33 protein-coding genes are annotated in these 25,511 nt (G+C 67.3%); 21 read left to right on the forward strand and 12 right to left on the reverse strand.

Going from position 1 to position 25,511, the window contains the following annotated elements:
* Positions 1–77 precede the first annotated feature (77 nt).
* Positions 78–2,900, forward strand: coding sequence for a M16 family metallopeptidase (locus HZF05_RS01280; protein ID WP_160364815.1), 2,823 nt, complete (start codon positions 78–80; stop codon positions 2,898–2,900).
* A 37-nt stretch (positions 2,901–2,937) separates the two neighbouring features.
* Positions 2,938–3,243, forward strand: coding sequence for a hypothetical protein (locus HZF05_RS01285; RefSeq protein ID WP_160364816.1), 306 nt, complete (start codon positions 2,938–2,940; stop codon positions 3,241–3,243).
* Between the two features lies 1 nt (position 3,244).
* Here the strand turns inward: HZF05_RS01285 and HZF05_RS01290 are convergent, their stop codons facing one another.
* From HZF05_RS01290 to HZF05_RS01310, 5 genes are all read right to left on the reverse strand, one after another.
* Positions 3,245–4,309, reverse strand: coding sequence for a 5-(carboxyamino)imidazole ribonucleotide synthase (locus HZF05_RS01290; RefSeq protein ID WP_160364817.1), 1,065 nt, complete (start codon positions 4,307–4,309; stop codon positions 3,245–3,247).
* Positions 4,306–4,791, reverse strand: coding sequence for a 5-(carboxyamino)imidazole ribonucleotide mutase (gene purE, locus HZF05_RS01295; protein ID WP_160364818.1), 486 nt, complete (start codon positions 4,789–4,791; stop codon positions 4,306–4,308). Before purE ends, HZF05_RS01290 begins: the two co-directional genes overlap by 4 nt.
* A gap of 232 nt (positions 4,792–5,023) precedes the next feature.
* Positions 5,024–5,710, reverse strand: coding sequence for a 2,3-diphosphoglycerate-dependent phosphoglycerate mutase (gene gpmA, locus HZF05_RS01300; protein WP_160364819.1), 687 nt, complete (start codon positions 5,708–5,710; stop codon positions 5,024–5,026).
* Between the two features lie 77 nt (positions 5,711–5,787).
* Positions 5,788–6,909, reverse strand: coding sequence for a M14 family metallopeptidase (locus HZF05_RS01305; protein ID WP_160364820.1), 1,122 nt, complete (start codon positions 6,907–6,909; stop codon positions 5,788–5,790).
* Positions 6,906–7,532 (reverse strand): DUF4136 domain-containing protein, encoded by a 627-nt coding sequence (locus HZF05_RS01310; RefSeq protein ID WP_160364821.1) that lies wholly within the window; start codon positions 7,530–7,532, stop codon positions 6,906–6,908. The genes HZF05_RS01305 and HZF05_RS01310 overlap by 4 nt, the downstream gene beginning before the upstream one ends.
* Before the next feature lie 216 nt (positions 7,533–7,748).
* On the opposite strand from HZF05_RS01310, the gene ykgO reads away from it, so the two are divergent.
* The gene (gene ykgO / locus HZF05_RS01315; protein ID WP_004210176.1) at positions 7,749–7,874 is read left to right on the forward strand and encodes a type B 50S ribosomal protein L36; all 126 of its coding nucleotides are present in this window, start codon (positions 7,749–7,751) and stop codon (positions 7,872–7,874) included.
* A 5-nt stretch (positions 7,875–7,879) separates the two neighbouring features.
* Positions 7,880–8,506: an HAD family hydrolase gene (locus HZF05_RS01320; RefSeq protein WP_343046805.1), complete on the forward strand. Its 627-nt coding sequence runs from the start codon at positions 7,880–7,882 to the stop codon at positions 8,504–8,506.
* On the opposite strand, the gene pyk is transcribed toward HZF05_RS01320, so the two are convergent.
* Complete coding sequence (pyk, locus tag HZF05_RS01325) at positions 8,503–9,978, reverse strand: pyruvate kinase (RefSeq protein WP_160364822.1); 1,476 nt, start codon at positions 9,976–9,978, stop codon at positions 8,503–8,505. The two genes, HZF05_RS01320 and pyk, sit on opposite strands and share 4 nt — an antisense overlap.
* A 91-nt stretch (positions 9,979–10,069) precedes the next feature.
* Here pyk and HZF05_RS01330 point away from each other — a divergent pair, with 91 nt between their 5' ends.
* The 6 genes from HZF05_RS01330 (at position 10,070) to HZF05_RS01355 (ending at position 13,436) form a co-directional block, all read left to right on the forward strand.
* Positions 10,070–10,369 (forward strand): DUF1244 domain-containing protein, encoded by a 300-nt coding sequence (locus tag HZF05_RS01330; RefSeq protein WP_160365226.1) that lies wholly within the window; start codon positions 10,070–10,072, stop codon positions 10,367–10,369.
* 59 nt (positions 10,370–10,428) lie between these two features.
* Positions 10,429–10,671, forward strand: coding sequence for a DUF2312 domain-containing protein (locus HZF05_RS01335; protein ID WP_160364823.1), 243 nt, complete (start codon positions 10,429–10,431; stop codon positions 10,669–10,671).
* A gap of 90 nt (positions 10,672–10,761) precedes the next feature.
* Entirely contained in the window at positions 10,762–11,505 is a 744-nt protein-coding gene (locus HZF05_RS01340; RefSeq protein WP_160364824.1) for a YebC/PmpR family DNA-binding transcriptional regulator, read from the forward strand.
* 133 nt (positions 11,506–11,638) lie between these two features.
* On the forward strand, positions 11,639–12,136 hold the full coding sequence (ruvC, locus tag HZF05_RS01345; protein WP_160364825.1) for a crossover junction endodeoxyribonuclease RuvC: 498 nt from the start codon (positions 11,639–11,641) through the stop codon (positions 12,134–12,136).
* Entirely contained in the window at positions 12,136–12,729 is a 594-nt protein-coding gene (ruvA, locus tag HZF05_RS01350; protein ID WP_160365227.1) for a Holliday junction branch migration protein RuvA, read from the forward strand. Before ruvC ends, ruvA begins: the two co-directional genes overlap by 1 nt.
* Complete coding sequence (locus HZF05_RS01355; protein WP_160364826.1) at positions 12,726–13,436, forward strand: SEL1-like repeat protein; 711 nt, start codon at positions 12,726–12,728, stop codon at positions 13,434–13,436. The genes ruvA and HZF05_RS01355 overlap by 4 nt, the downstream gene beginning before the upstream one ends.
* 6 nt (positions 13,437–13,442) lie before the next feature.
* Here HZF05_RS01355 and HZF05_RS01360 read toward each other — a convergent pair whose 3' ends face one another.
* Entirely contained in the window at positions 13,443–13,820 is a 378-nt protein-coding gene (locus HZF05_RS01360) for a beta/gamma crystallin-related protein (protein ID WP_160364827.1), read from the reverse strand.
* A gap of 57 nt (positions 13,821–13,877) precedes the next feature.
* On the opposite strand from HZF05_RS01360, the gene HZF05_RS01365 reads away from it, so the two are divergent.
* A complete protein-coding gene (locus tag HZF05_RS01365; RefSeq protein WP_160364828.1) occupies positions 13,878–14,387 on the forward strand; it encodes a hypothetical protein in 510 nt (169 codons plus the stop codon).
* A gap of 41 nt (positions 14,388–14,428) precedes the next feature.
* A complete protein-coding gene (gene ruvB, locus HZF05_RS01370; protein WP_160364829.1) occupies positions 14,429–15,463 on the forward strand; it encodes a Holliday junction branch migration DNA helicase RuvB in 1,035 nt (344 codons plus the stop codon).
* On the opposite strand, the gene HZF05_RS01375 is transcribed toward ruvB, so the two are convergent.
* Genes HZF05_RS01375 through HZF05_RS01385 form a run of 3 tightly spaced genes read right to left on the reverse strand, consistent with a single transcriptional unit; the run spans position 15,460 to position 16,400 of the window.
* Positions 15,460–15,756, reverse strand: coding sequence for a hypothetical protein (locus tag HZF05_RS01375; protein ID WP_160364830.1), 297 nt, complete (start codon positions 15,754–15,756; stop codon positions 15,460–15,462). The genes ruvB and HZF05_RS01375 overlap by 4 nt on opposite strands.
* A 16-nt stretch (positions 15,757–15,772) precedes the next feature.
* Complete coding sequence (locus HZF05_RS01380) at positions 15,773–15,979, reverse strand: helix-turn-helix domain-containing protein (RefSeq protein ID WP_160364831.1); 207 nt, start codon at positions 15,977–15,979, stop codon at positions 15,773–15,775.
* Positions 15,972–16,400, reverse strand: coding sequence for a hypothetical protein (locus HZF05_RS01385; protein ID WP_160364832.1), 429 nt, complete (start codon positions 16,398–16,400; stop codon positions 15,972–15,974). Before HZF05_RS01385 ends, HZF05_RS01380 begins: the two co-directional genes overlap by 8 nt.
* A 100-nt stretch (positions 16,401–16,500) precedes the next feature.
* On the opposite strand from HZF05_RS01385, the gene HZF05_RS01390 reads away from it, so the two are divergent.
* The 7 genes from HZF05_RS01390 to pal all read left to right on the forward strand — a co-directional run bounded on the left by HZF05_RS01390 (position 16,501) and on the right by pal (position 21,819).
* Positions 16,501–17,208 (forward strand): M24 family metallopeptidase, encoded by a 708-nt coding sequence (locus HZF05_RS01390; RefSeq protein ID WP_160364833.1) that lies wholly within the window; start codon positions 16,501–16,503, stop codon positions 17,206–17,208.
* Between the two features lie 71 nt (positions 17,209–17,279).
* The gene (locus HZF05_RS01395; protein WP_160364834.1) at positions 17,280–17,741 is read left to right on the forward strand and encodes a YbgC/FadM family acyl-CoA thioesterase; all 462 of its coding nucleotides are present in this window, start codon (positions 17,280–17,282) and stop codon (positions 17,739–17,741) included.
* Positions 17,738–18,427, forward strand: coding sequence for a protein TolQ (gene tolQ, locus HZF05_RS01400; protein ID WP_160364835.1), 690 nt, complete (start codon positions 17,738–17,740; stop codon positions 18,425–18,427). Before HZF05_RS01395 ends, tolQ begins: the two co-directional genes overlap by 4 nt.
* On the forward strand, positions 18,428–18,874 hold the full coding sequence (gene tolR / locus HZF05_RS01405) for a protein TolR (protein WP_160364836.1): 447 nt from the start codon (positions 18,428–18,430) through the stop codon (positions 18,872–18,874). It begins immediately after the preceding gene.
* A 3-nt stretch (positions 18,875–18,877) separates the two neighbouring features.
* A complete protein-coding gene (locus HZF05_RS01410) occupies positions 18,878–19,816 on the forward strand; it encodes a TonB C-terminal domain-containing protein (protein WP_160364837.1) in 939 nt (312 codons plus the stop codon).
* Positions 19,817–19,880: 64 nt separating this feature from the next.
* Positions 19,881–21,188 (forward strand): Tol-Pal system beta propeller repeat protein TolB, encoded by a 1,308-nt coding sequence (tolB, locus tag HZF05_RS01415; protein WP_160365228.1) that lies wholly within the window; start codon positions 19,881–19,883, stop codon positions 21,186–21,188.
* Between the two features lie 97 nt (positions 21,189–21,285).
* Positions 21,286–21,819, forward strand: a complete 534-nt coding sequence (pal, locus tag HZF05_RS01420) for a peptidoglycan-associated lipoprotein Pal (RefSeq protein WP_160364838.1) — start codon at positions 21,286–21,288, stop codon at positions 21,817–21,819.
* A gap of 144 nt (positions 21,820–21,963) precedes the next feature.
* Here the strand turns inward: pal and HZF05_RS01425 are convergent, their stop codons facing one another.
* Both HZF05_RS01425 and HZF05_RS01430 read right to left on the reverse strand, forming a co-directional pair.
* A complete protein-coding gene (locus HZF05_RS01425; RefSeq protein WP_160364839.1) occupies positions 21,964–22,851 on the reverse strand; it encodes a S1/P1 nuclease in 888 nt (295 codons plus the stop codon).
* Between the two features lie 160 nt (positions 22,852–23,011).
* Entirely contained in the window at positions 23,012–23,932 is a 921-nt protein-coding gene (locus tag HZF05_RS01430; RefSeq protein WP_160364840.1) for an isoaspartyl peptidase/L-asparaginase, read from the reverse strand.
* Positions 23,933–24,013: 81 nt separating this feature from the next.
* Here HZF05_RS01430 and ispG point away from each other — a divergent pair, with 81 nt between their 5' ends.
* Positions 24,014–25,144 (forward strand): flavodoxin-dependent (E)-4-hydroxy-3-methylbut-2-enyl-diphosphate synthase, encoded by a 1,131-nt coding sequence (gene ispG, locus HZF05_RS01435; RefSeq protein WP_160364841.1) that lies wholly within the window; start codon positions 24,014–24,016, stop codon positions 25,142–25,144.
* Positions 25,141–25,461, forward strand: a complete 321-nt coding sequence (locus HZF05_RS01440; RefSeq protein ID WP_160364842.1) for a hypothetical protein — start codon at positions 25,141–25,143, stop codon at positions 25,459–25,461. The genes ispG and HZF05_RS01440 overlap by 4 nt, the downstream gene beginning before the upstream one ends.
* The last annotated feature ends 50 nt before the right edge of the window (positions 25,462–25,511 follow it).

The raw sequence follows: 25,511 nt of genomic DNA on the forward strand, positions 1-25,511 counted from the left end.
GGTGCGCCAATTGCCGGCTGGCGCCAAGCGCGTGCGGCATTATGGTTGTGTCACGTTTCCTTCGAGGTCCTGTCCTGATGCGTCTCGCGATTCCCGCGCTTCTTTTCGCTTCCGCTTTGTCGCCACTCTCGGCCGCACCGCCCTCCACCAAGCCCGCGCCGCTCTCGGTCCTCGCCGACCAGGTGAAGCTGCCCTACGAGCAGTTCACGCTCGCCAACGGCCTGCGCGTCGTGGTGTCGACTGATCGCAAGGCGCCGGTGGTGGGCGTCTCGGTCTGGTATCATGCCGGTTCCAAGGACGAGCCTGCCGGCAAGACCGGCTTCGCGCACCTGTTCGAGCACCTGATGTTCAACGGATCGGAGAATGCGCCGGGCGACTTCTTCAAGCCGCTCGAGAGCGTAGGTGCCACCGATTACAACGGCACCACCAGCTTCGATCGCACCAATTTCTTCGAGACGGTGCCGACCGGGGCGCTGCCGCTGGCACTGTTCCTCGAAAGCGATCGCATGGGCCACCTGCTCGGTGCGGTCGGGCAGGAGACGCTCGATCGCCAGCGCGGCGTCGTCCAGAACGAGAAGCGGCAGGACGACAACCAGCCCTACGGCCTCGTCCAATATGCCGAGCAGCAGGCGCTGTTCCCGGATGGACACCCGTATCAGCACACCACCATCGGTTCGATGGCGGACCTCGATCATGCCAGCCTAGCCGACGTGCGCGAGTGGTTCCGTGGGCATTATGGTCCGAACAATGCGGTGCTGGTGCTGAGCGGCGACATCGATGCCGCCACCGCCAGGCCGCTGGTCGAGAAGTATTTCGGTGACATTCCTCGCGGCCCGCAGCCGTTGCCCACCATGGCCTCCGTGCCGACGCTCAAGGCGCGCAAGGACGAGACGATCCACGATCAGGTCGCCACCACGCGGCTCTATCGCCAATGGGCGGTTCCGGGGCTGACCGATCCCGATTCTGTGCCGCTCGACATCGCCGCCTCGGTGCTGGGCGGCCTCGCCAGTTCGCGGCTCGACAATGCTCTGGTGCGCAAGGAGCACCTGGCTGTCTCGGTCAGCGCGAACGTCGAGCCGATGGAGCGGGTCGGTGAGTTCGAGGTCCAGGTGGACGTCCGCCCTGGCGTCGATCCCAAGCTGGTCGGCCAGCGGCTCGATGCCATCATCGCCGATCTGATCGCCACCGGGCCGACCGCCGATGAGATTCAGCGCGCGGTGACGCAGGAGATTGCCGGGCGCATCTTCGGGCTGGAGAAGGTCGGCGGCTTCTCGGGTCGTGCGGCGGTGCTGGCGCAGGGCGCGGTCTATGCCAACGATCCCGGCTTCTACGAGAAGCAGTTGAAGCAATATGCCAATGAGACGCCCGCCAGCGTGAAGGCGGCGCTCCAGAAGTGGCTGACCCGCCCGGTCTATGCACTGACCGTCGCGCCGGGCGCGCGCGCGCCCTATGAGGAGGCGAAGGCCGTGCAGGAGGCCGAGAAGCCGATCCACGGCGCGACGGAGGTCGCCGCCAGTGGCGCGGCGCCCGCCACCGGGCCGAAGCGCATCGCGCCGCCGGTCGGCGACATCGCGGCGCTCACCTACCCCGCGATCGCCCGCGCCACGCTCTCCAACGGCTTGAAGCTGGTCTATGCCCAGCGCACCGGTCTGCCGCTCACCCGCCTCGCCATCACGTTCGACGGCGGCTTCGCGGCCGATCCCAAGGGAAAGCTCGGCACCGCGACTTTGATGTTGAGCCTGCTCGACGAAGGCACGCCGACGCGTGGATCGGCCGATATCGCGTCCGAGCAGGAACATCTCGGCTCGCGCATCGCGGCGGGCGGATCGATGGACCGGTCCGAGATCGATCTTGCCGTGCTCACCCCCAATCTCGCTCCGGGCATGGACCTGCTCGCCGACGTGACCTTGCATCCGACCTTCGCCGAGATCGATCGCGTGCGCGGCGAGCAGCTGGCGGGCATAGAATCGGAAATGTCCGATCCGGAAGGGCTCGCCTCGCGCACGTTGCCGGGCCTGATCTACGGGCCGGGGCATCCCTATGGCGTGCCGGCGAGCGGATCGGGCGATCCGGCGGCGGTGACGAAGCTCACCAAGGCCGATCTGGTGGCGTTCAAGGACAGGTGGCTGCGCCCGTCCGACACCAGCATCTTCATCGTCTCCGATCTGCCGCTTGGCGTCCTCCGGTCGATGCTGGAAAGCCGCTTCGGCGCTTGGAAGAACATCGGCCCTGCGGGGGCGGCATCGACGGATTCGCCGCTGCCCGCGCCGAAGCCGCGTATCGTGCTGCTCGATAGGCCGGGCTCGCCGCAATCGGTGATCCAGGCGGGCGAGGTGCTCGGCGCCAATGGCACGGACGAGCTGCTGCCGCTGATCGCCGCCAACGACGCGCTGGGCGGCAGCTTCCTCTCGCGCCTCAACATGGACATTCGCGAGACCAAGGCCTGGTCCTACGGCGTGCAGGCCGGCATCTCGCGTTATGCCGGGCGTGTGCCGTATCTGATCTCCGCGCCGGTGCAGACGGACAAGACGGGCGCGTCGATCCAGGCGATGCTGGGCGACATCAAGGCATTTCTGACCACCCAGCCGCTCACCGATACCGAGCGCGAGCGCACCGTCGAGCGCAATATCCGCCAGCTGCCCGGCAGCTTCGAGACCGGTACCGAACTGCTCGATGCGATGCAGCGCAACGACCTCCTCCGGCGCCCGGACGATTATTACACGCACATCGCCGACAAGTATCGCGCGCTGACCACGGATGAGCTCAACACGGTGGCGCGGCGCGACATCCGACCGAACGATCTGGTGTGGGTGGTGGTCGGCGACGCCGCCAAGGTGAAACCGCAGCTCGATACGCTGGGGCTGCCGGTGGAGGTGGTCAAGGCACCCGCCGCGCAGTAATGGTGAAGCGTATTACGTAATGGGAAAGGATCGCATGATGGCAGCAATCGATGGTCAGTGGGACAGCGTGGCGCAGTCGCCGATGGGCGAGCAGAAGTCCGTGCTGACGCTTACCAGCAAGGACGACGGCAGCTTTGCCGGCACCAATAGCGGCCCGCTCGGATCGATGGATGTGACCGATGGGCAGGTGACCGGTGATCTGGTGACGGCGAAGATGCAGCTGACCGTGCCTTTCCCGATGACGCTGACTATCGAGGGTCGGCTCGACGGCGACACGATCGAGGGCACGATCGACACCGGCGCCTTCGGCAAATTCCCGATGACCGCGACGCGGAAGGCCTGATCTAGCGCGTTACCCGCGTGACGTGGCCCATCTTGCGGCCGGGGCGCACGCTCTTGCCGTAGAGATGGAGATGGGCGTCGCGTTCGGCGAGGATGGCGGGCCAGCGCTCGGCCTCCTCGCCGATCAGGTTTTCCATCTCGACATGCGAACCCATCAGCGAGGTCGATCCCAACGGCAGGCCGCAGATCGCGCGGATGTGGTTCTCGAACTGCGAGGTGGTGGCGCCCTCGATCGTCCAGTGGCCGCTGTTGTGCACGCGCGGTGCCATCTCGTTGAAGATCGGGCCGTCAGCGCCAGCGAACCATTCCACCGCCAGCACGCCGACATAATCGAGCGCGTCCGCCAGCCGCTTGCTGAGCGTCACCGCATCTGCCACCTGCTCCGCGACCTGCCCCTGTGGCGGCACGGTGGAGAGCGCGAGGACGCCGTTGCTGTGTACGTTGGTCGGCACGTCCCACGCCACGCTCTCGCCATTGGGCGCGCGGGCGAGCAGCACCGAATATTCGACGTCGAAGCGCACGAAGCCTTCCAGCACCGCCGGCTGGCCGCCGATCGTCTGCCACGCTGCCTCGATGTCGTCGGGCGAGCAGAGCCGGGCCTGGCCTTTGCCGTCATAGCCGAAACGGCGGGTCTTCAGGATCGCGGGCGTGCCGATGCCGGCGACTGCGTCGCGCAACTCGTCGAGCGTGTTGACCGCCGTCCACGGCGCGGTCGGAATGTCGTGGCGGCCGGCGAAACCCTTTTCCAGGGCGCGATCCTGCGCGATGCGCAATGCCTCGACGCTCGGGTGGAAGGGGCGCAGGCCCTCGGTCGCGGCCAGTGCCTCGACCGGCAGGTTCTCGAACTCGTAGGTGACGACGTGGCAGGACTCGGCGAAGCGCTTCAGCGCCCCGGCGTCTTCGTAATCGCCCTGCGTCCACTCGGCGCAGACCTCGCCCGCCGGGCCGGTCGCCTCGGGCGCGTAGACGTGGCTGCGATAGCCGATCTGCGCCGCCGCGACCGCCAGCATCCGGCCGAGCTGGCCGCCCCCGATGATGCCGATGGTCGATCCGGGCGGGATGATCATTCGGGTGCTTCATCCACCGATTGGGTCTGCTTCGCCCGCCAGTCTGCGAGGCGCTCCGCCAGCGCCTCGTCGTGCGTGGCCAGGATCGCGGCGGCGAGCAGCCCGGCGTTGATCGCCCCCGCCTTGCCGATCGCCAGCGTGCCGACGGGGATGCCGCCCGGCATCTGGACGATCGAGAGCAGCGAATCCATGCCGGAGAGCGCCTTGGATTCCACGGGCACGCCGAGCACCGGAAGCGGCGTCATTGAGGCGCACATGCCGGGCAGGTGGGCCGCGCCGCCGGCGCCAGCGATCACCACCTTGAGCCCGCGATCCTTCGCGCTCTTCGCATAATCGTACAGCCGCTCGGGCGTGCGATGCGCCGAAACCACCTTCGTCTCGTGCGGCACGCCGAGCGCCGCCAGCGTCTCGGCGGCGTGACGCATCGTCTCCCAGTCGGAACGGCTGCCCATAATAATGCCAACGATCGGCTGGTCGGTCATGCGGCCTGCCCGGAGCGAGGGTTTGAAGGAAGCGGGGTGCTTAGCGGCGGGTATGCGCGATGGCAACGCAAACCCGCCAAAAATCCGGCTATTCCTCACCGTTCGTGCTGAGGAGCCGCTGAGCCTGTCGAAGCGGCGTCTCGAAGCATGTTGCGCGTGGGCGCCCTTCGAGACGGGCCTTCGACTTCGCTGCGCTCGCTCAGTCCCTCCTCAGGGCGAACGGCGTTGGGGTTTATCGTTCGCTCAGATAATAGCGATCCATCGGCTTCAGAGCATGATCGAGCTCGTAAACGATCGGCTGGCCGGTCGGGATCTCGATGTCGATGATCTCCTGATCCGAGATGCCGGAAAGATGCTTCACCAGCGCGCGCAGCGAATTGCCGTGGGCGGAGATCGCCACACGCTTGCCCGCCGTCAGCACCGGCGCGATCCGGCTCTCCCAATAAGGCAGCACGCGCGCGATCGTGTCCTTCAGGCTTTCGGTATTGGGGATCGGGATGCCGTCGTAGCGGCGATCCTTCGACAGATCGAACTCGCTTCCGGCCTCCAGCGGCGGCGGCGGGATGTCGAAGCTGCGGCGCCAGATCTTCACCTGCTCGTCGCCATGCTTGGCCGCCGTCTCGGCCTTGTCGAGGCCGGTGAGGCCGCCATAGTGGCGCTCGTTCAGGTGCCAGTCCTTCTCCACTGGCAGCCAGAGGCGCCCCATCTCCTCCAGCGCGAGATTGAGCGTCTTGATCGCCCGGGTCTGGACGCTGGTGAAGCACTGGTCGAAGTCGAAGCCCTTTTCCGCCAACAGGCGCCCGGCGGCCTTCGCTTCCTCCACGCCCTTGTCGGTAAGGTTCACGTCCCACCAGCCGGTGAAGCGGTTCTCCAGGTTCCAGGCGGACTGGCCGTGGCGGATCAGGACGAGGCGGGGCATGGTTCCTCCCAAGGGCTGTTCGCCAACCGCGTAGCCGAGGCTCGGCGGTTCGTCATCCCCGCCGCTGCCGCGTCGCGCTAAAGATCGCCTATCACGTCGTGCAGCGCGGCGAGGCAGGCCTCGCCCAGCTTCTTGCTCCGCTCGGGCGACCAGCCGAATTCGGCGTCGGGCAGGTCGTCATTGTCCTTGAAGGGCATTTCCAGGGTCATCGCCACGCAGCCGAAGCGCTCGGCGAGCTGGTTGGTGGACATGGAGAGGTTGGCCCGACCCTTGCCCGCCACGGCATAACCCTTCGCCTTCTGGAAATCGGGCGTGCGGATGACCAGTGCGTCCTGATAGGCCTGATAGCCGCTCACCTGCGCGTCCTTGAGCGAGGGGATACCCTCGAAACCGGCGAGGAAGACGTAGGGGATCGCCTCGTCGCCATGCACGTCCATGGCGAAGTTCACCCCGGTCTTGTCCATCGCATTGCGGACGCACAGCACTTCGGGCGAGCGCTCCGGCGTCGGTTCGTGCCATTCGCGGTTGAGGTTCACGCCGACGGCGTTGGTGCGCAAGTGGCCGCGGAAGCTGCCGTCCGGGTTCATGTTGGGGACGATGTGGAAGGTGGCCTGCTTGCGCAGCGATCGTGCTATCGGATCGGCCGGATCGGTCAGGCATTCCAGCGCGCCTTCCATCCACCATTCGGCCATCGATTCGCCGGGATGCTGACGGGCATAGAGCCACACCTGCTTCGGACCCTCGCCCAGCGTTAGGCAATCCATCTCGCGGCCGTCCAGCGTCTGGCCGAGCGAAGCGAGGGTCACGCCGGGCCGGCCAGCGATGCGCGCCACCAGATTGTTGTGCCGCTCCATCGAGTAGGGCGCGAAATAGGCGAACCAGATCGCGTCGCCCGCTGCCTCGTGCGTGAAGCGGAGCATGCCGTCAGCATAGGAGGTGTCTGCCACCCGCCGCCATGTCACCCGGTCGTCGGACCAGCAGGCGTGGTAGCCTGGCCAGCCGCCCGGATAGGCCGACTGGCCGGCGTTGGTGATTTCGTAGGTCAGCCGCTTGCCGCGCACGCCGAGCGCGCGGAAGTGGAACCATTGATAGAAATCCGAATCCTCGTCGTGCGCGATCTCGAGCGTGATGCGATCGTCGAGGATTCCGGTCAGGCGGATGTTGCCGCTGTCGAAAGCGGCCGAAATGCGGATTGTCATTTCACCGAGATAGTCTGCCCCGACTGTCCCGGGAAGCCCGTGAACATCGCATGTGCCAGCTTGGCGACGGCGGCCTGCGGCGAGGCATCGGGCGAGGTGCCCTTGGCCTCGGTCATCGCGCGGCCTTCCCAGATGGCGGTGCCGTCCGAGCGGCGCTTGATCTGCACCTGCATGCGCGTGCCGACGAGGAAATGCTCTTGGTTGCCGATCGGCACGGTGGTGCCGACTCCGCCGCCGAAGCCTGAATGGCGCCCGAAACTCGCGCCGCCGATGCCGAAGCTGATCGAGGAGCCGCCGGCATTGTAATCGGGCCGCGTGCCGCGATCGACCAAGACGCTGACGGTCAGCTCGGACGAGCCGGGGCCTTCGGCGCGGGTGAAGCCGAGGTGGGTGAGCTCGCCCGCGACGATGTCGCTATAGGTGTTGAGCTCGATGCTGTCGGGGGCCATTGGCGAGCCCGGTCCGGCCGCCGGCATCGATTCGATCGAGAAGCTGCCCGGCGCGATCGGCTGGGTGAGGTGGAAGCGCGTCACCTGCACCGGATTGGCGGTTTCGCAGCCGGCCAGCGCCAGCGCGCCGCCGAGCGCGAGAGCAAGGCGGAGGGGGATTCGCGACTGGGTCATGGCAAGCCTCTCGAATGGCCGCGCGATCGGGACGGGCGCGGGCTTGGATACTGAAACGTCTCGACGATGTCTTTTGCTTCATTCGCCGCCGCTTTCCAACGGCTGAACGAGGGGACGGACCGCAGTCTCCCTTGACTCGCGTGGCGATCCTGCATAGGCGGGCGCCTCGTTTTTCAAGGGCGCACGCCCCGAACCGAAAGAAGCAGGGCGCCAGCCATGAAGATCCGTAACTCGCTCAAGTCGCTCAAGGGGCGTCATCGCGACAACCGCGTCATCCGTCGTCGCGGTCGCACCTACGTCATCAACAAGACGAACCGCCGCTTCAAGGCCCGTCAGGGCTGATTCGGGTGGCCGGCGTGCGAGCGCCGGCTCCTACCAGCGTCGTCTTCGATGTCGGCAACGTGCTTGTCGACTGGAACCCGCGCGCCTTCTTCGCGCGGCATGTCACCGACAGCGCGCGCCTCGATCGCCTGATGAGCGAGGTGCTGACGCTCGAATGGCACACCCAGCATGATGCCGGCCGCGACTTCGCCGATACCTCGGCGGAGCGGATCGCGCTGTATCCGGACGAGGCGGAGAATATCCGCCGCTGGGGTGCCGACTTCGGCGAGACGATCGGCGATCTGCTGCCCGGCATGGCCGATCTCGTCGCGGACCTCGATGCGGCCGGCGTGCCGCTCTATGCGATCACCAATTTCAGCCACGAATTCTGGCCGCCCTTCCGGGCGCGCGAGGCGGCTCTGTTCGATCGCTTCCGCGACGTGGTCGTCTCGGGCGAGGTGAAGCTGATCAAGCCCGATCCGGCGATCTACGGGCTGGCGCTGGAGCGCTTCGGGCTGGTCCCGGGCGAGGCGCTGTTCGTCGACGACCGCCAGGACAATGTCGAGGCGGGCGAGCGCGCCGGGCTGGTGGGGCACCGGTTTGTCGATGCTCCCGCTCTTCGCGCCGCTCTACGGGGCTACGACCTGATTTAGTCGTCGCTGGGCTTATAATTGCGGAGCTCGTCACCGCTCAGCCGGACGACGTGCAGCACGTTGGTCGACCCCGGCGTCCCGAACGGCACGCCGGCCATCAGCACCACCGAATCGCCTGCATTGGCGACGCGCGCGCGCAGCGCCATGCGCTTGGACTTCGCCACCATCTCCTCGAAGCTGCCAACGTCGCGCGTGTGTACCGCGTGCGCACCCCACAGCAGGCCGATCCGGCGGGCGGTGGCGAGCTTGGGGGTCAGCACCAGTAGCGGCACCGCCGGCCGCTCGCGCGCAATGCGCCGGGCCGTGCCGCCCGACGAGGTGAAACAGGTGATCGCCGAGGCCGACACCGTCTCGACGATCTCGGCCGCCGCCGACGACAGCGCATCCGCCGTGGTGCGATCGGGCAGGGTCTCGGTGAAGTGGATGCGCGCCTTGTAGGCGGCGTCGCCCTCCACCGATACGGCGATGCGATCCATCATCGACACGGCCTCTTCCGGCCAGTCGCCGGCGGCTGACTCGGCCGAGAGCATGATCGCGTCGGCGCCGTCGTAGATGGCGGTCGCGACGTCGGACACCTCGGCGCGGGTCGGCGAGGGCGACTTGATCATCGATTCGAGCATCTGCGTCGCCACCACCACCGGGCGGCCGAGCCGGCGCGCGGTCTCGACGATGCGCTTCTGGATCGGGGGCACCCGCTCGGGCGGCAGCTCGACGCCGAGATCGCCGCGCGCCACCATCACGCCGTCGGACAGTTCGATGATCTCGTCGAGCCGGTCGATCGCGGCGGGCTTCTCGATCTTGGAGAGCAAAGCCGCCTTGCCGCCGATCAGGCGGCGCGCCTCGGCGACGTCTTCGGGGCGCTGGACGAAGCTGATCGCGATCCAGTCGACATGATGCTCCAGCGCGAAGGCGAGATCCTTGCGGTCCTTCTCGGTCAGCGCGGGGAGCGGCACCACCACGTCGGGCACGTTGACGCCCTTGCGGTCCGAGATCGGGCCGCCGACCTCGACCAGCGTCTCGATCAGGTCGTGCGTGGCGGACTGTACACGCAGCACCAGCTTGCCGTCGTCGACCAGCAGGCGGGTGCCGGCCTCCAGCGCCTCGAAGATCTCGCGATGGGGGAGCGAGACGCGGGTCGCATCGCCCGGCTCGCCGGTGCGATCGAGGCGGAAGCTGTCGCCTTTCTTGAGCGTCACGATTCCGTCCGCGAAGGTCCCGACGCGCAGCTTCGGCCCCTGCAGGTCGGCGAGGATCGTGGTTGGGCGGTTGAGCTCCTTCTCCAGGGCGCGGATCGCCGCGATCGACTGGGCGTGATCCTCGTGCGTGCCGTGGCTCATGTTGACGCGGAAGGCGTCGGCGCCGGCGACGAACAGCTTGCGGATCATCTCGGGCGAGCGGCTGGCGGGGCCGAGCGTCGCGAGCACCCGGACCTTGCGGCGGCGGGGCGCAAACGCGCTGGTGCTGATCGTCATGAAGCTCTCCCGTTGGCGTCACCGGTTGCAGGGCCGGCGCGCGATGCCCATAGCCCTAGCAGTCTCCATGGCAACCGGAAATGACAGCGCTATGCAACTGGACGAAATCGACGACGAAATCGCCGCGAAAGTGTTCCGCCGGCTCGTTCTGCACCTGCGCCATCGCGACGATGCGCAGAATATCGACCTGATGGGCCTGGCCGGCTTCTGCCGCAACTGCCTGGGCGACTGGACGGCCGAGGCGTCCGGCGGGACGATCTCGAAGGACCAGGGCCGCGAAGCGGTCTATGGCATGCCCTATTCCGAGTGGAAGACGACGCACCAGACGGAGGCGACGCCCGAGCAGCTGGCGCGCATGGAAGAAAGTCTGAAGCTCAACCCTTCCGCTTGAGCAATAGGATTTCGTCCCTTATCCCGCGCCTTCTTATTCGAATCGGGAGCGGGACCCCCATGAGTGACGGCAACGTCGCAGCCGACCAGCTGCGCCTCTTCATCGAACGCATCGAGCGCCTCGAGGAGGAGAAGAAGGGCATGCAGGACGACATCAAGGACGTCTATCTGGAGGCCAAGTCGCAGGGTTACGATCCGAAGACGATGCGGGCCATCGTGCGCCTGCGCAAGATGGAGAAGAACGCCCGCGACGAGGCGGAGGCATTGCTCGAAACCTACAAGGCGGCGCTCGGCCTGAGCTGACGCCCCGGTTCCTCGGCGGGCGGGCTTGATCGTCAGGCCCGCCAAAGCCTAGAGACGCCGGAACGACAAGCAGACAGGACGATTTCGGCGATGGCCGGCCATTCCAAGTTCAAGAACATCATGCATCGCAAGGGTGCGCAGGATAAGAAGCGCTCCTCGCTCTTCTCCAAGCTCAGCCGCGAGATCACCGTGGCGGCGAAGATGGGCCTGCCCGATCCGGCGATGAATGCGCGCCTGCGCTCCGCCATCATCGCGGCGCGTGCGCAGTCGATGCCCAACGACAATATCAAGCGCTCGATCGACAAGGCGGCCGGCAACGACGGCGCCAATTACGAGGAAGTGCGCTACGAGGGCTTCGGCCCGGCGGGCGTGTCGCTGATCATCGAGACGCTGACCGACAACCGCAACCGCACCGCCACCAATGTGCGCACGATCGTCTCCAAGAATGGCGGCAATCTCGGCGCGTCCGGTTCGGTGAGCCACGGCTTCGATCGCTTGGGCTTGATCACCTATCCGGAAAGCGCGGGTGACGCCGACAAGGTGTTCGAGGCGGCGCTGGAAGCCGGCGCCGAGGATGTGGCGTCGGATGAGGGCCACGAAATCTGGTGCTCGATCGATTCGCTGCACGAGGTCGCCAAGGCGCTGGAGCCGGTGCTGGGCGAGGCCGAGGGCATCAAGCTGGCGTGGCGTCCGCAGACGCAGGTGGCGGTGACGTCCGAGGCGGACGCGGCGTTGCTGATGAAGCTGATCGACACGCTCGACGACGACGACGACGTCCAGACCGTCTGGGGCAATTACGATGTGCCGGATGACGTGATGGAGAAACTGGGCTGACCCACGGCCTCGCTCCCCATACTCCGTTCGTCCTGAGCCTAGTCGAAGGACGTGCGGCAGGCGAAGGTGTTTGGGGCACGCACTTCGACTTCGCTCAGTGCGAACGGGGGGCATTCGCGGCCGGCCTGCTGGCATGCTGATCCTCGGTCTTGATCCGGGCCTCGGCACCACCGGCTGGGGACTGATCAGGGCCGACGGCAATCGCTTGTCGCACGTCGCCAACGGCCAGATCCGCACCGACGCCTCGATGCCGCTGCCGCGCCGGCTGGCGCTGCTCCACGGCGCGATCGTCGAGGTGATCCGCGGCCACCAGCCGCAGGGCGCGGCGGTGGAGGAGGTGCTCGGCAACTCCAACGCGCAATCGACGCTCAAGCTCGGCCAGGCGCGCGGCATGGCGCTGCTGGCGGCGGCGCAGGCCGAGCTGGTGGTCGGCGAATATCATCCCAGCATCGTCAAGAAGGCGGTGGTCGGCACCGGTGGTGCTGCCAAGGAGCAGGTGCAGGCGATGGTCGCGCGGCTGCTGCCCGGCGTGAAGCTGACCGGCGCCGACGCGGCCGACGCGCTGGCGGTGGCGATCACCCACGCGCACCATCTTGCCTCTGCCAAGGCGATGCTGAGGAGGGCGGGATGATGATCGCACGGCTGACCGGCGTGCTGGCCGAGGCGGCGGGCGACCATGCCGTGATCGACGTGAACGGCGTCGGCTATCTCGTCCAGCTGTCGGGTAAGACGCTGGCGGCGCTCGGCGGCATCGGCGGACAAGTGAAGATCCTCACCGACATGCAGGTGCGCGAGGATGCGATCACGCTGTTCGGCTTCGGGTCGGTGGCGGAGCGCGACTGGTTCCGGCTGCTGACGCAGGTGCAGGGCGTCGGCGGCCGCGTGGCGCTGTCGATCCTGACGGTGCTGGCGCCCGACGAGCTTTCGCGCGCAGTGGCGTCGGGCGACAAGGCGATGGTGGCGCGCGCCAACGGCGTCGGCCCGAAGCTCGCGCTGCGCATCGTCACCGAGCTCAAGGACAAGGCGGGGCCGGCGCTCGGGCCGGCCGGCGGCGCGGCGGCGCCCACGGGCAGCGCCGGGGCCGACGCGCTCTCCGCGCTCGCCAATCTCGGCTTCCGCCCGGCCGAAGCCTCGGCGGCGGTTGGCGCGGCGGTCGAAGAACTGGGACCGGACGCGACGCTCGATGCGCTTGTCCGCCTCGCACTGCGCAAGGCGGCGAAGTGAGCCTGCTCGACGGCACCGCGGACGATTTGCGTGCGACCCTGGCGGGCTCTCCCGAAAAAGCGGCGGAGCTGTTGAAGGCGGGGGCCGAAGCCGGCCTCCCCGAAGCTCAGGCGGCCTATGGTCAAGCTCTGCTCGACGAGCGGGGCGTCGCCTCCGATGCGGTAGCGGCGCTCGGCTGGTTCCGCAGGGCGGCGGCGGCGGGCGACGCGATGGGCATGAATATGCTCGGGCGCTGCTTCGAGAAAGGTTGGGGCACTACCGAGGATCGCGCCGAGGCCACCTACTGGTATGCGCACGCGGCACAGGCAGGGCTCGACTGGGGCATGTACAATTACGGCAGCGCGCTGGCCCTGGGCGCGGGCGTGGAAAAAGACGAGGCCGCCGCGCTCGGCTGGTTCCAGCGGGCGGGCGCGATGGGGCACGCCAAATCGATCAATTTCGTCGGCATTTTCCATGAGGAGGGTCGCGTGACCCTCCGTGATCGCGCCAAGGCGGCGGAATGCTATCGCGTCGCGGCCGAGAGCGGCGATTATCGCGGCCAGTTCAACCACGCCCGGCTGCTCGCCGAGGATGGCCGGCTGGACGAGGCCGTGACGTGGATCGGGCGCGCCGCCGAAACCGCGCCGCCCGCCTTCGTGCAGCGCGTGAAGGCTTGGTGCGAGGCCGCGCCGGTGGCCGCACTCAACCTGACGGCGCGGGCGCTCTGACCGGCCTCAGCGCTGCCAGCCGGGGCCGCCCGGCGGGACCGGGCGCACGGAAGAGATCTTGTCGTCCATGTTGATCACGCGGGTGTCCGGCATCGAATGATCGACGATTTCGCAGCGGCCCTCGAACTTGTCGTCGACGCAGACCTGCCAGACGCCGCTGATGATGTGGATGGAGGAAATCTTGTCGTCCATGTCCTTGGTGCTGAGCTTGCGGACCTCATGATCGGCGTAGAAGCTGTGCCCCTGGAAGCCGGGTTTCGAATATAGCACCGCCGCTGGCGGGCGCTGGTCCGGGCCGCGATCGTCGCCCCAATGGCGGCGCGCCGGTGCGGGGCCGGCGGCGAGCAAGGCGAGCGTGGCGGCGGTCAGGATTAGCTTGGTCATGTCCCTCTCCCCTGTGACCCGCGCACATTGCGCCGCGGGTCCGATGCTGGCAAGCGGATGACGAAGGAGATGGTGATGCGATCGGTGTGGTTGATGGCGATCGTGATGCTGACAGGCGCGGCACCGCTGCGGGCCGATCCGCCCGAGCCGCGCTGCCTCGTGCCGTCGCGCGTCTGGGACAGCGCCGAGCCGATCACCGCCGTCAGAGCCGTTTCCGGCGTCCCGGTGGTGAGGCCGGGCGGGGGGGTGATGATCCGGTTGATCGACGCAGCCAAGGTCCGGTTCGCGGTTCCGCTCGGCAGGCCGGTCGTCGATGGCGACAAGGGCGGCCTCGTCATCATGAAGATCCCGGTACCCGGTACCTACCGGATCGCGCTCCAGCACAAGGCGTGGATAGACGTGATGCGGGGCGGCAAGGTTATCGCTTCGACCGCGCACGCGCACGGCGCTCCCTGCTCGGGCATCGCCAAGCAGGTCGATTTCGTCCTGCCTCGGGGTGTCTATACCCTCCAGCTTTCGGCGGCTGCCGACGAGACGATCGGCCTGTCCGTCACGGAGCAGCCCTGAGCCGTCTGGCGCGCGTGAAACGGAACGGCTAGGGAACATTCATGGCCGAACAGGATCGCCTCATCGCCGCCGAACGCAAGCTCGAGGATCTCGACGCCGCGCTGCGCCCGAAGACACTCGACGATTTCGTCGGCCAGAAGGCGGCCCGCGAAAATCTGCGCGTGTTCATCGGCGCCGCGAAGTCGCGCGGCGAGGCGATGGACCATGTGCTGTTCTTCGGTCCCCCCGGTCTCGGCAAGACGACGCTGGCGCAAATCGTCGCGCGAGAACTGGGGGTTGGATTTCGCGCCACGTCCGGCCCGGTGATCGCCAAGTCCGGCGATCTCGCGGCGCTGCTGACCAATCTGGAGGAGGGCGACGTCCTCTTCATCGACGAGATCCACCGCCTCCAGCCCGCCGTCGAGGAGGTGCTCTATCCGGCGATGGAGGATCGCGTGCTCGATCTGATGATCGGCGAGGGGCCGTCGGCGCGTTCGGTTCGCATCGAGCTGCCGCGCTTCACTCTGGTGGGCGCGACGACCAGGCAGGGGCTGCTCACCACGCCGCTGCGCGATCGCTTCGGCATCCCGATCCGCCTGCAATTCTACACGGTCGACGAGCTGGAGCATGTCGTCTCCCGCGCCGCGCGGCTGATGGCGATGGATCTTGCCCCCGACGGCGCCACCGAGGTCGCCCGTCGATCGCGGGGTACCCCGCGCATCGCCGGTCGCCTGCTGCGCCGCGTGCGGGATTTCGCGCATATGGCGGGCGATCTCACCGTCGGCAGGGAGGTCGCCGACGCCGCACTGACCCGGCTGGAGGTGGACAGGCTGGGCCTCGACGCGATGGACCGGCGCTACCTGCTGATGATCGCAGACATCTATCGCGGCGGCCCGGTCGGCGTCGAGACGATCGCTGCCGGCCTCTCCGAACCGCGCGATACCGTGGAGGAGGTGATCGAACCCTATCTCATCCAGCTCGGCTTGCTGGCGCGGACGTCGCGAGGGCGGTGCCTGACGGGGCGGGCGTGGACTCATCTCGGCCTGCCGATGCCAGCGGGTGCGCAAGAGGGGCTGTTCGACGGCGATCGCGGTTAGGCGGCGTTCCGCTTCGAAAAAATCAGCGCGCAGGCCACCGCGATGAGCATGAACCCCGCCGCGAGCGCGACCATCCCGTGGGGCACGTTCTTCAGGAAGATACGGTCGATCAGGAACGTCGCGACCAGCAGGTTGGCGAAGCCCCACAGCACATTCTCCAGCGCCGGGGACTTGCCCGTGCCGCGCGGCTTCGCCCAAGGCGTGTAGAACGCCTCGCCCTGCAGCCCCTTCAACAGGTGCGGCAGGGCGTTGCACAGGAACATCCCGGCGAAGAACAGCCCCAGATAGGCCATGGCGTAAGCTCCCGCTTCAATCCTCCAGCGCGAACAGCGCCTCTACCGGCCGTTCCAGCACGCGGGCGAGGCGCAGCGCGAGGATCGTCGAGGGTACGAACACGCCGTTCTCGACGGTGTTGATCGTCTTGCGGCTGACGCCGGCGCGGTCGGCCAGCTCGGCCTGTGTCCAGCCGAGCCGGGCGCGCTCCTCCTTCAGCCGGTTGCTCAGCCCCTCAGGCATCACGCATCGCGAGACGCTCCTGCGCTGCGAAGGAGATCAGCGCGGAGGAAATGCCGGCGGTCACCACGATCATCGCAACCTCGCGCGCCTCCAGCGCGACGAAGCGGACGAGGATCGCCAGGAACAGCCCCACGCCGTTGCTCACGAAGAAGCCGATCGAAAGCGCCTTGGCGCGATGCGCGCGCGTCGTCTCGTCTTCGGTCAGCGCGCGGGCGACGGGCGGGCAGAACCAGCCGCCGATCCCGGCGAGGTTGACCAGCAGCAGCGCCGCCCAGACCACCCAGATGATCGCATAGTCGATCGTCTCGCGAGCCGGGAATTCCAGCATCGAGATGACGATGAACATGAATGCGGAAACGAAGAAGAGATTGGCGCGGCGGCGGCTCATCCACTCGGCCCGCGTGACATCCAATTGCGACATGATCGATCCCCTGTAACCTATGGGTTACGTGTAACCTTGAGGTGATACGGGAGTCAAGCATCGGGTTGCGTGCTCTTTCCGCTTCGCTCACGATCGGCTCATGGAGACGATCATCACCGCCGACGAGGAACGTCAGCGCCATGCAGACCTCATCGCCGCAGAGACGCAGGCGCTCGCCTTGCTCGATACGATCGAAGAGCTCGGCCTGATCGCGCCGGGGCGCTCCGAGCGTGCGGTGGAGCAGGACATCCTGCACCTCGCCGCCGATCGCTTCGGGGTGGAGAAGCATTGGCACAAGCGCATCGTCCGCGCCGGGCTCAACACGCTGGCGACCGCCGGGGACAATCCGCCGGTCCGCACGATCGGTGACGACGACATGGTGTTTCTCGATCTCGGCCCGGTTTTCGAGGACTGGGAAGCCGATGTCGGGCGCTGCTATGCGGTCGGGCCGGACCCGCTGAAGCATGCGCTGGTCCGCGATCTGCCGATCCAGTTCGAGGCGGTGAAGGCGCATACGCTGGCGAATCCCGAGATCACGGGTGCCGATCTCTACGATTTCGCTGTGCGATCGGCGGAGGCGGCCGGATGGCGCTTCGGCGGCCAGATTGCCGGTCATCTGGTCGGCGAATTTCCCCACGCGCGCTGGCCCGGCGAAAAGCGCCTCGGTCATATCCGCCCCGAGAACCCGACGCGGATGAGCGAGCCGGATGCCTTCGGCCGCCGCCGTCACTGGATTCTCGAAATCCATCTCGTCGCGCCGGACGGCAGCTTCGGCGGCTTCTACGAGAGGTTGCTGGACGGCGCGTGATTCCCCTTCCCTGAAAGGGAGGGGCTTAAGGCTTGGCCTCCCTGCGACGAACCGGTATTGCCCGCGCTGTCATGGTTAACGACGAGGATCAGCCCCGGAGTGGCCGCTTCGTGGGGAGCGAGCATCGCTTCCCATGCCGCGTCTATTTCGAGGACACTGATCTCTCCGGCGTCGTCTATCACGCCAATTACCTGCGCTTCATGGAGCGCGCGCGGTCCGACATGCTGCGCGCCGCAGGGATCGACCAGCGCGCCGCGTTCGAGAGCGGCGAGGGGGTGTATGCCATCACCAACCTTGCCATCCGCTACCGCGCGCCGGCCCGTCTCGACGACGATCTGCTGATTGTTTCGCGGGTGATGGATACCAAGGCCGTTTCCTGCGTCATTCAGCAACGAGTCATGCGGGGCGGGGTGTTGGTCGCGCAAGCGGAGATCACCGCCGCCTTTCTCTCGCCGGAGGGAAAGCCGAGGCGGCAGCCGCAACCTTGGCTCGATGCGTTTCGCCGCCTGCAAGGGGAAGAAGGACAACAATGACTCCACATCTGGCGACCGAGGCGGCGTCCATGTCGCCGCTCGCTCTCTTCCTTCAAGCCGATTGGGTCGTGAAAACCGTGATGGTGGGCCTGTTGCTCGCCTCGGTCTGGACGTGGGCGATCATCATCGGCCACGGCGGCAAGCTGAAGAGCATCGCGCGCCGCTCCGCCAAGTTCGAGAAGGACTTCTGGGCGGCCGAGGACATCGACAATTACTATACCGCCAACCGCAACAGCGATCTGCCGGCGGCCAAGGTGCTGGGCGCGGGCGTCACCGAATGGCGCCGCTCCACCTCGGGCAAGAAGATCGACCGCGAAGGCACGCGCGAGCGCCTGACCACGATGATGGCGGCGACGATCGCGGCCGAAATCGATCGCCTGTCGGATCGCCTGAACATCCTCGCGACGATCGGTTCGGTCGGGCCGTTCGTCGGCCTGTTCGGGACGGTGTGGGGCATCATGCGCAGCTTCACCAGCATCGCCGCGCAGCAGAACACCTCGCTCGGCGTGGTCGCGCCGGGCATCGCGGAAGCCTTGTTCGCGACGGCACTCGGCCTGTTCGCCGCCATTCCCTCGGTGATCGCCTACAACCGGCTTTCGCACGGGATCAACAAGCTGGAGGCCAAGCTCCATCGCTTCGCCGATGGCTTCCACGCGACGCTCAGCCGCGAGCTGGAGGCCGACTAAATGGCCATGGGTGTAGGCCCCCGGCGCGGCCATGGCGGCCGGCGCACGCCGATGGCGGAGATCAACGTCACGCCGCTGGTCGACGTGATGCTGGTGTTGCTGATCATCTTCATGATCACCGCGCCGCTGCTGATGACCGGCGTGCCGATTAACCTGCCGGACAGCCGTGCCAAGGCGCTGGAACAGCCCAAGAAGCCAACCCAGATCTCGATCGACCAGACCGGCCAGGTCTATGTCGACGACGATCTCGTCTCCGACGCCGAGCTGCCGCAGCGCCTCGATACGATCGCCGCCAAATCGGCCGGCGCGCCCGAGCCGCAGCAGGTCTTCCTGCGCGCCGACAAGGCGCTGCAGTTCGAGAAGGTGATGCAGGTGATGGGCGAGCTCAACCGGGCTGGCCTCGACAGGATCTCGATCGTCTCCACTGCGCAGGGCGAGCGCGAATAAAAGATGGACCGCGCCGAACGTACAGGCCTGGGTGTTGCAGCGATCGGGCATATCGCCCTGTTCGTGCTGCTGTCGCTCAGCCTGTTCTCGGCGCGCATCCCCAAGCCGCCGATCGCCGACACGATGGACGTCCAGTTCGTCGACAAGGTCGGCAAGACCTCGGCCGCGCCCAAGGTGAGCCAGGAGGCGCCCGCGCCGTCCGTGGCGCCCGAGAAGGGCGCGCCGGAGGACACCACGCCGCCCCCGCCCAAGGCCGAGCCGGTGCCGAAGCCCCAGCCCAGGCCAACGCCGCCCAAGCCGACCCCGGCGCCGCCGAAGCCAGAGCCCAAGCCGGAACCGAAACCCGAGCCGAAGCCGAAGCCCGCGCCGCCCAAGCCGGCCGAGAAGCCCAAGCCCGAGAAGCAGCAGGCCAAGCCCGCGCCGGAGAAGACGGCCAAGCCGACACCCGCCAAGCCCGCGAAGAAGGCCGGCCTGTCGTCCGATTTCCTGAGCGACCTGCCGCCCGACAAGCCCGGCAATGCCAAGCCCAAGGGCTCGCGACTCGGCAGTGATTTCCTGAAAGGCCTCTCGCCCAGCAAGGCGCCCGGCAAGGCGAGCGCCCCGCACGCGGCGGCGATCTCGGCCCAGTCGATGAGCGGCCTCACCAGGCTGATCGCATCCAAGGTGCAGCCCTGTTACAATCCGCCTGCCGGTGGTGCGGATAGCGGCAGGATCACCACCACGCTCAGCATCCGCATGAACAAGGACGGCACGGTGGCGAGCGTGACGGCAGGCGCCCAAAGTGGGATCAGCGGGTCCAATTCCGCTTATGCTCGCCAAATGGCGGATGCAGCGGTGCGCGCGGTGCGTCGGTGTTCACCTATCACCGGACTGCCGCCGGAACTCTATAGTGGCGGCTGGGACGATTTCGATTTCGTGTTCCATCCGGAGCAGATGCAGTGAGGGAGAAGTAATGACCCGCCGCTTGATGGCCGGAGCGTTCGCGCTACTGGTATCCACCGCCGTGATGGCGCAGGTTCCCGCCACCCGGGCTGCGCCCGGGTCGGGGCCGCAGCCTGGCCAGCGCCTCGTCGTCGACATCACCGGCGGCCTGTCGCAGCCGATGCCGATCGCGATCCCGACGATGCCGACGCCTGCCGTCGTCCACACCGCCGCCGGAAACACCGACGAGCTCGGTGCGCAGGTCGCCAAGATCGTCACCGCCGATCTCGCCGGGTCCGGCCTGTTCAAACCGGTCTCGTCCGATCATGCCGTCTCCTATCCGCAGGTGACCACGCCCGAATATGATTACTGGACGACCACCGGCGCCTCGGCCCTGGTGCAGGGGTTCGTACAGGCGAACGGCGACGGCACCGTCACGGTCGGCTGCTACCTCTACGATGTCTACCAGCATACCGAACTGACCCGGCAGGGCTTCGTCCTCAAGCCCGCCGACTGGCGTCGCGGCGCGCACAAATGCGCCGATACGATCTACACCCGCCTCACCGGCGAAGGGCCCTATTTCGACAGTCGTGTGGTCTACGTATCGGAAACCGGACCCAAGAACCGCCGCATCAAGCGGCTGGCGGTGATGGATCAGGACGGCGCCAACCATCATTTCCTGACCAACGGCCAGAGCATCGTGCTGACCCCGCGCTACTCGCCGAATCAGCAGGAAATCGTGTTCATGAGCTATGATGGCAATCGGCCGCGCATCTACACCTACAATCTCGGCAGCCGCGTCCAGAAGCTGGTGGTGGACGCGCCGAACATGACGCTCAGCCCCCGTTTCTCGCCGGATGGGCGCTATATCGTCTATTCGATGTCGATCGGCGGTAATACCCAGATCTATCGCGTCTCGGCCAATGGCGGATCGCCGCAGCGCCTCACCAACGCGCCTGGCATCAACACCTCGCCCTGCTATTCGCCGGACGGCAGCCGTATCGTGTTCGAGAGCGACAGGTCGGGCGGCCAGCAGGTCTATGTGATGAATGCGGACGGCTCCAACCAGCACCGCATCAGCTTCGGCGCCGGCCGCCACGGCACCCCGGTGTGGAGCCCGCGAGGCGACCTGATCGCGTTCACCCGGATCGGCGGCGGCTTCGATGTCGGCGTGATGTCGCCGGACGGCGGCGGCGAGAAGATCCTGACCCATGGCTGGCAGGACGAGGGGCCGAGCTGGTCTCCCAACGGCCGCGTGATCATGTTTTTCCGCACCGGCCAGGGTTCCGGCAGGGCGGATCTGTGGTCGGTGGACCTGACCGGCACCAACGAAAGGCGGATTCCGACACCGCTCGATGGATCCGATCCGGCCTGGTCGCCGTTGCTGCCGTAACGAATTTCGGTTTTGGGGTTGACTCGGGATGGTTAAGATTACCAGCCTGTAATGAAGGATGACGGGGGCAGCCGTTGAGAAAAGAGGAGACGAATCGATGACTGCAAGAACCGCCACCAGGACGGCGACGATAGTGACTGTCGCCGCGATGATCGCGCTGGCCGGCTGCGCCAAGAAGAAGCCGGCCGAGCTGCCGCCCCCCCCGGGCCCCGCCGGCCCGGCCGGTGACAACGGCGCGTCGACCGGTCCGGTCGGCACCGGCATCGTGCCGGGCTCGCGCGCCGACTTCCTCCAGCAGGTCGGCACCGACACCGTCCATTTCGACACCGATCATTCGGATGTCGATTCGGAGGCGCAGGGCATCCTGACCGCGCAGGCCAAGTGGCTGGTTGCGCACCCGAACGTGCGCGTCACGATCGAGGGCCATTGCGACGAGCGCGGCACGCGCGAGTACAACCTCGCGCTCGGCGATCGCCGTGCCACGGCGGCGAAGAATTTCCTCGCCAGCGCGGGCGTGTCGCCCGATCGCATGAGCACGATCAGCTACGGCAAGGAACGCCCCGTCGCGATGGGATCGGACGAGAGCGCCTGGGCGCAGAACCGCCGCGCCGTCACGGTGGTGCCGCAGTAAGCGTCTTATTCCTCCCCGAGCCTGCTCGGGGAGGGGGACTGCTCGCCGCAGGCGAGCGGAAGGGGAAATGCGCCGCGCCTGCCCTCCACCACCAGCCTTCGGCTGGCGGTCCCCCTCCCCAAGACGAGCTTGGGAAGGAATTTTTTAGTTATATTTTGGCTTCATCTCGACGCGCCCAGCAAAGGCGTCGTCGAGCATCTTCGCGAGCCGCACCCCGCCCTTCAGCACCTGCTGACGCACTACTGGCACCAACTGCTCGATCGTCGCCTCGTCATAGCCCGCGTCGGCCGGTGATGTCGCCGGGCAGGCTGGAGCACGGGTGGCGAGCGGATAGACGGCGTCGTGCGACAATTCCCAGCTCTCCCTTGCCCAGTCAGTGACGCTGCCCTGTGCCATCGCCGCGCGCCCTTCCGGCGTCGTCCCCTGCAGCAGGCCCGTCGCGCCGCCCGGTGGCGTCGAGATCGCGCGATCGGCGAGCAGGCCGTCCCATACCGAATGCAGGTTGGTGTGCGGGATAGCGCCGTAATGGACCTTCAACCTGTTGCCGCCCTGATCCCCATCGCGTTCCGAAGCGTGCAACGGCTGGTGCAGGTCGCCGACGAAATGGACGAGGAACACCAAGGCCATCAACCGCTCGCGCGGGTTGAGCTTTTTGTCCGCCAGCAGCCGCTGGTTGCGCTCGATCTGGCTGATCACGCAATTGCCGCCCGCGCACGGCCCCTTCGGATCGAACGGCTTGCACACGTCGATATCGACGAAGTGCCAGTTGTAGGCATAGCTGAACCGGTCGCCGAGCTGCTTCACGCAATCCGGCCAGACCGAGGCCTGCTCGATCGTGCGCGCCGGGCAGGTCGGGGTGTCGAGCAGTTTCGACTGGCGGAGCAGCCGGTCGATCCCGGCGCGGGTCTGCGGGGAGACCTCTCTGTACGCGATCGCGGCGATGGTCTGGTGGCCATACTCCCACCAAGCGGCGGCCGGCGATGCGGACAGGAACAGGGCGGCGATCGCGGAGAGCAACAGGCGGATACGCATCTTGATCAAATCCCGATGACCGTTCGTGCTGAGCGAAGTCAAAGCACGGGCCACGGGCGATGCGCTCGACAGCCCGTCCTTCGACTTCGCTCAGCACGAACGGAGTATATGGGGCGCCCTTAGCGGCTTAGCGGCCCAGAACGATTGCAGAGCCGCAAAATCATCCCTCGTCGCCGAAGATCGCGATCTGTGCCTCAAGATCGTGGCTTACCCGCCCGCGATACATGCCCGGCGTGTTGAACGCCCAGCGCGCGTCGCCCTCAGGCGTCACGGCGATGAAGCCGCCCTTCCCGCCGATCCGGCCGAGTTCCGCGATCAGATCCTGCTCGACAATGGAGAGTTCATCGCCGCACAGCCTGAGTCGCGCGCACAGTTCGTGGGCGAGGCCGAGCCGGATGAAATGCTCGCCCGATCCGGTGCAGCTGATCGCGGCGGCGCGGTCGTCGGCATAGGTGCCGGCGCCGATCAGCGGCGAATCGCCGATCCGGCCCCAGCGCTTGGCGGTGAGCCCGCCGGTCGAGGTGGCGGCGGCGACGTGGCCGGCCTCGTCCACCGCGACCGCGCCGACCGTGCCGTACTTCATCCCCGAATCGAACGCGCCCTCGGGCCGCGCCTTCATCTCGTCGAGCTGGCGGCGGCGTTCGGGGATCGCGAACCAGGCCTGATCCGCCTGCTCCAGCCCGTGCTCCTTCGAGAAGGCGTCGGCGCCGGCGGCCGAGAGCAGGACGTGCGCGCTGTTCGCCATCACCTCGCGGGCGAGGCTGACCGGGTGGCGCGTCGCGGTGACGCCCGCCACCGCACCGGCATTGCGGTCGCGGCCGTCCATGATCGCGGCGTCGCACTCGATCCGCCCGTCCCAGGTGAAGACCGATCCCCGGCCGGCGTTGAAGGCGGGATCGTCCTCCAGCACCTTCACCGCCGCCTCGACGGCATCGAGCGCCGATCCGCCGTCGCGCAGGATCGCGGCGCCGGCCTCCAGCGCGGCCGACAGGCCCGCGCGTCCGGCCGCGTCGTCGGCCTCCGCCAGTTGGCCGCGCCGCATCGATCCCGCGCCGCCATGGATCATCAGGGTCCAGCCCACAGAAACTCCTTCGCCCGTAGCGCTTACTTTTGCCGCACCGAGCGCCTATAGAAGCCCTCGGCAACAACCGCGAGTATCCTCATGTCCGTTCGTCCGTGGCGCGATATCCATCGGCGCCAGAGCCGCCAGATCATGGTCGGCAACGTGCCCGTCGGCGGCGACGCCCCCGTCACCGTCCAGACGATGACCAACACGCTCACCTCCGACGCCAAGGCGACGATCGACCAGATCCGCCGCTGCGAGGAGGCCGGCGCCGACATCATCCGCGTCTCCTGCCCCGACGAGGAATCGACGGCGGCCCTGAAGCAGATCGTCCGCGCCGCGCGCGTGCCGATCGTCGCGGACATCCATTTCCACTACAAGCGCGCGCTCGAAGCCGCCGACGCCGGTGCCGCCTGCCTGCGCATCAACCCCGGCAATATCGGCTCGTCGGCCCGCGTGCAGGAGGTGGTGAACGCCGCCAAGGCCAACAATTGCGCGATCCGCATCGGTGTCAACGCCGGCAGCCTCGAGAAGGATCTGCTCGAGAAATATGGCGAGCCCTGCCCCGAGGCGCTGGTCGAAAGCGCGCTCGATCATATCAAGCTGCTGCAGGACGCCGATTTCCACGAATACAAGGTCGCGGTGAAAGCGTCGGACGTGTTCCTCGCCGTCGCCGCCTACCAGCAACTCGCCGAGGCGGTGGACTGCCCGCTGCACCTCGGCATCACCGAGGCCGGCGGCCTGATCGGCGGCACGGTGAAGTCGGCGATCGGCATGGGCTCCTTGCTCTGGTACGGCATCGGCGACACGATCCGCGTCTCGCTCTCGGCCGAGCCCGAGGAGGAAGTGCGCGTCGGCTACGAGATCCTGAAGAGCCTCGGCATCCGCACGCGCGGCGTGCGCGTCGTCTCCTGCCCGTCCTGCGCGCGACAGGGTTTCGACGTGATCCGCACGGTCGAGAAGCTGGAGGAGCGCCTGAAGCACATCTCCACCCCGCTCTCGCTCTCGGTGCTGGGCTGCGTCGTCAACGGCCCCGGCGAGGCGCGCGAGACCGACATCGGCGTCACCGGCGGCGGCAACGGCAAGCACATGATCTACCTTTCGGGCTTGACCGACCACACGATCGCCAACGAGGACATGATCGATCACGTCGTGAAGCTGGTCGAGGCCAAGGCGGCCGAGATCGAGGCGCACAAGGCGGCGGCGGAACAGGCGGTCGCGGCCGAGTGATTTCGCTTCTGCTGGGGTTGGCGGTGGCCGGTCCGGCCTTGTCAGACGCCGCCGCCCACCAGACCGTGTATCTGAGCTGGGACGCCGAGGCCAAGGCCTGCCACGCCCGCGTCGGCAGCATCGAGATCGGCGATCCCACCACGGACGATGGCGAGGCGGCGCTGAACGCCGCGCTTTCGGACAGGCAGCGCGCCGTCCAGCTGCAGGGGCTGAGCAACGCCGTCCCCTACACCTGCGTCGACAGCGTGCTTTCGACGCTGCGCAAGTCCGGCCACACGATCAAGGTCGGCTTCCTGTCGGAGCCTGCCGGGCGCTAGGGCGGTGGCGAAATATCGCCACGGCTCTGCGGATGATCGTTTTCGACGGC

It is taken from the genome of Sphingomonas chungangi (assembly GCF_013778325.1).
GTDB lineage: Bacteria > Pseudomonadota > Alphaproteobacteria > Sphingomonadales > Sphingomonadaceae > Solisphingomonas > Solisphingomonas chungangi.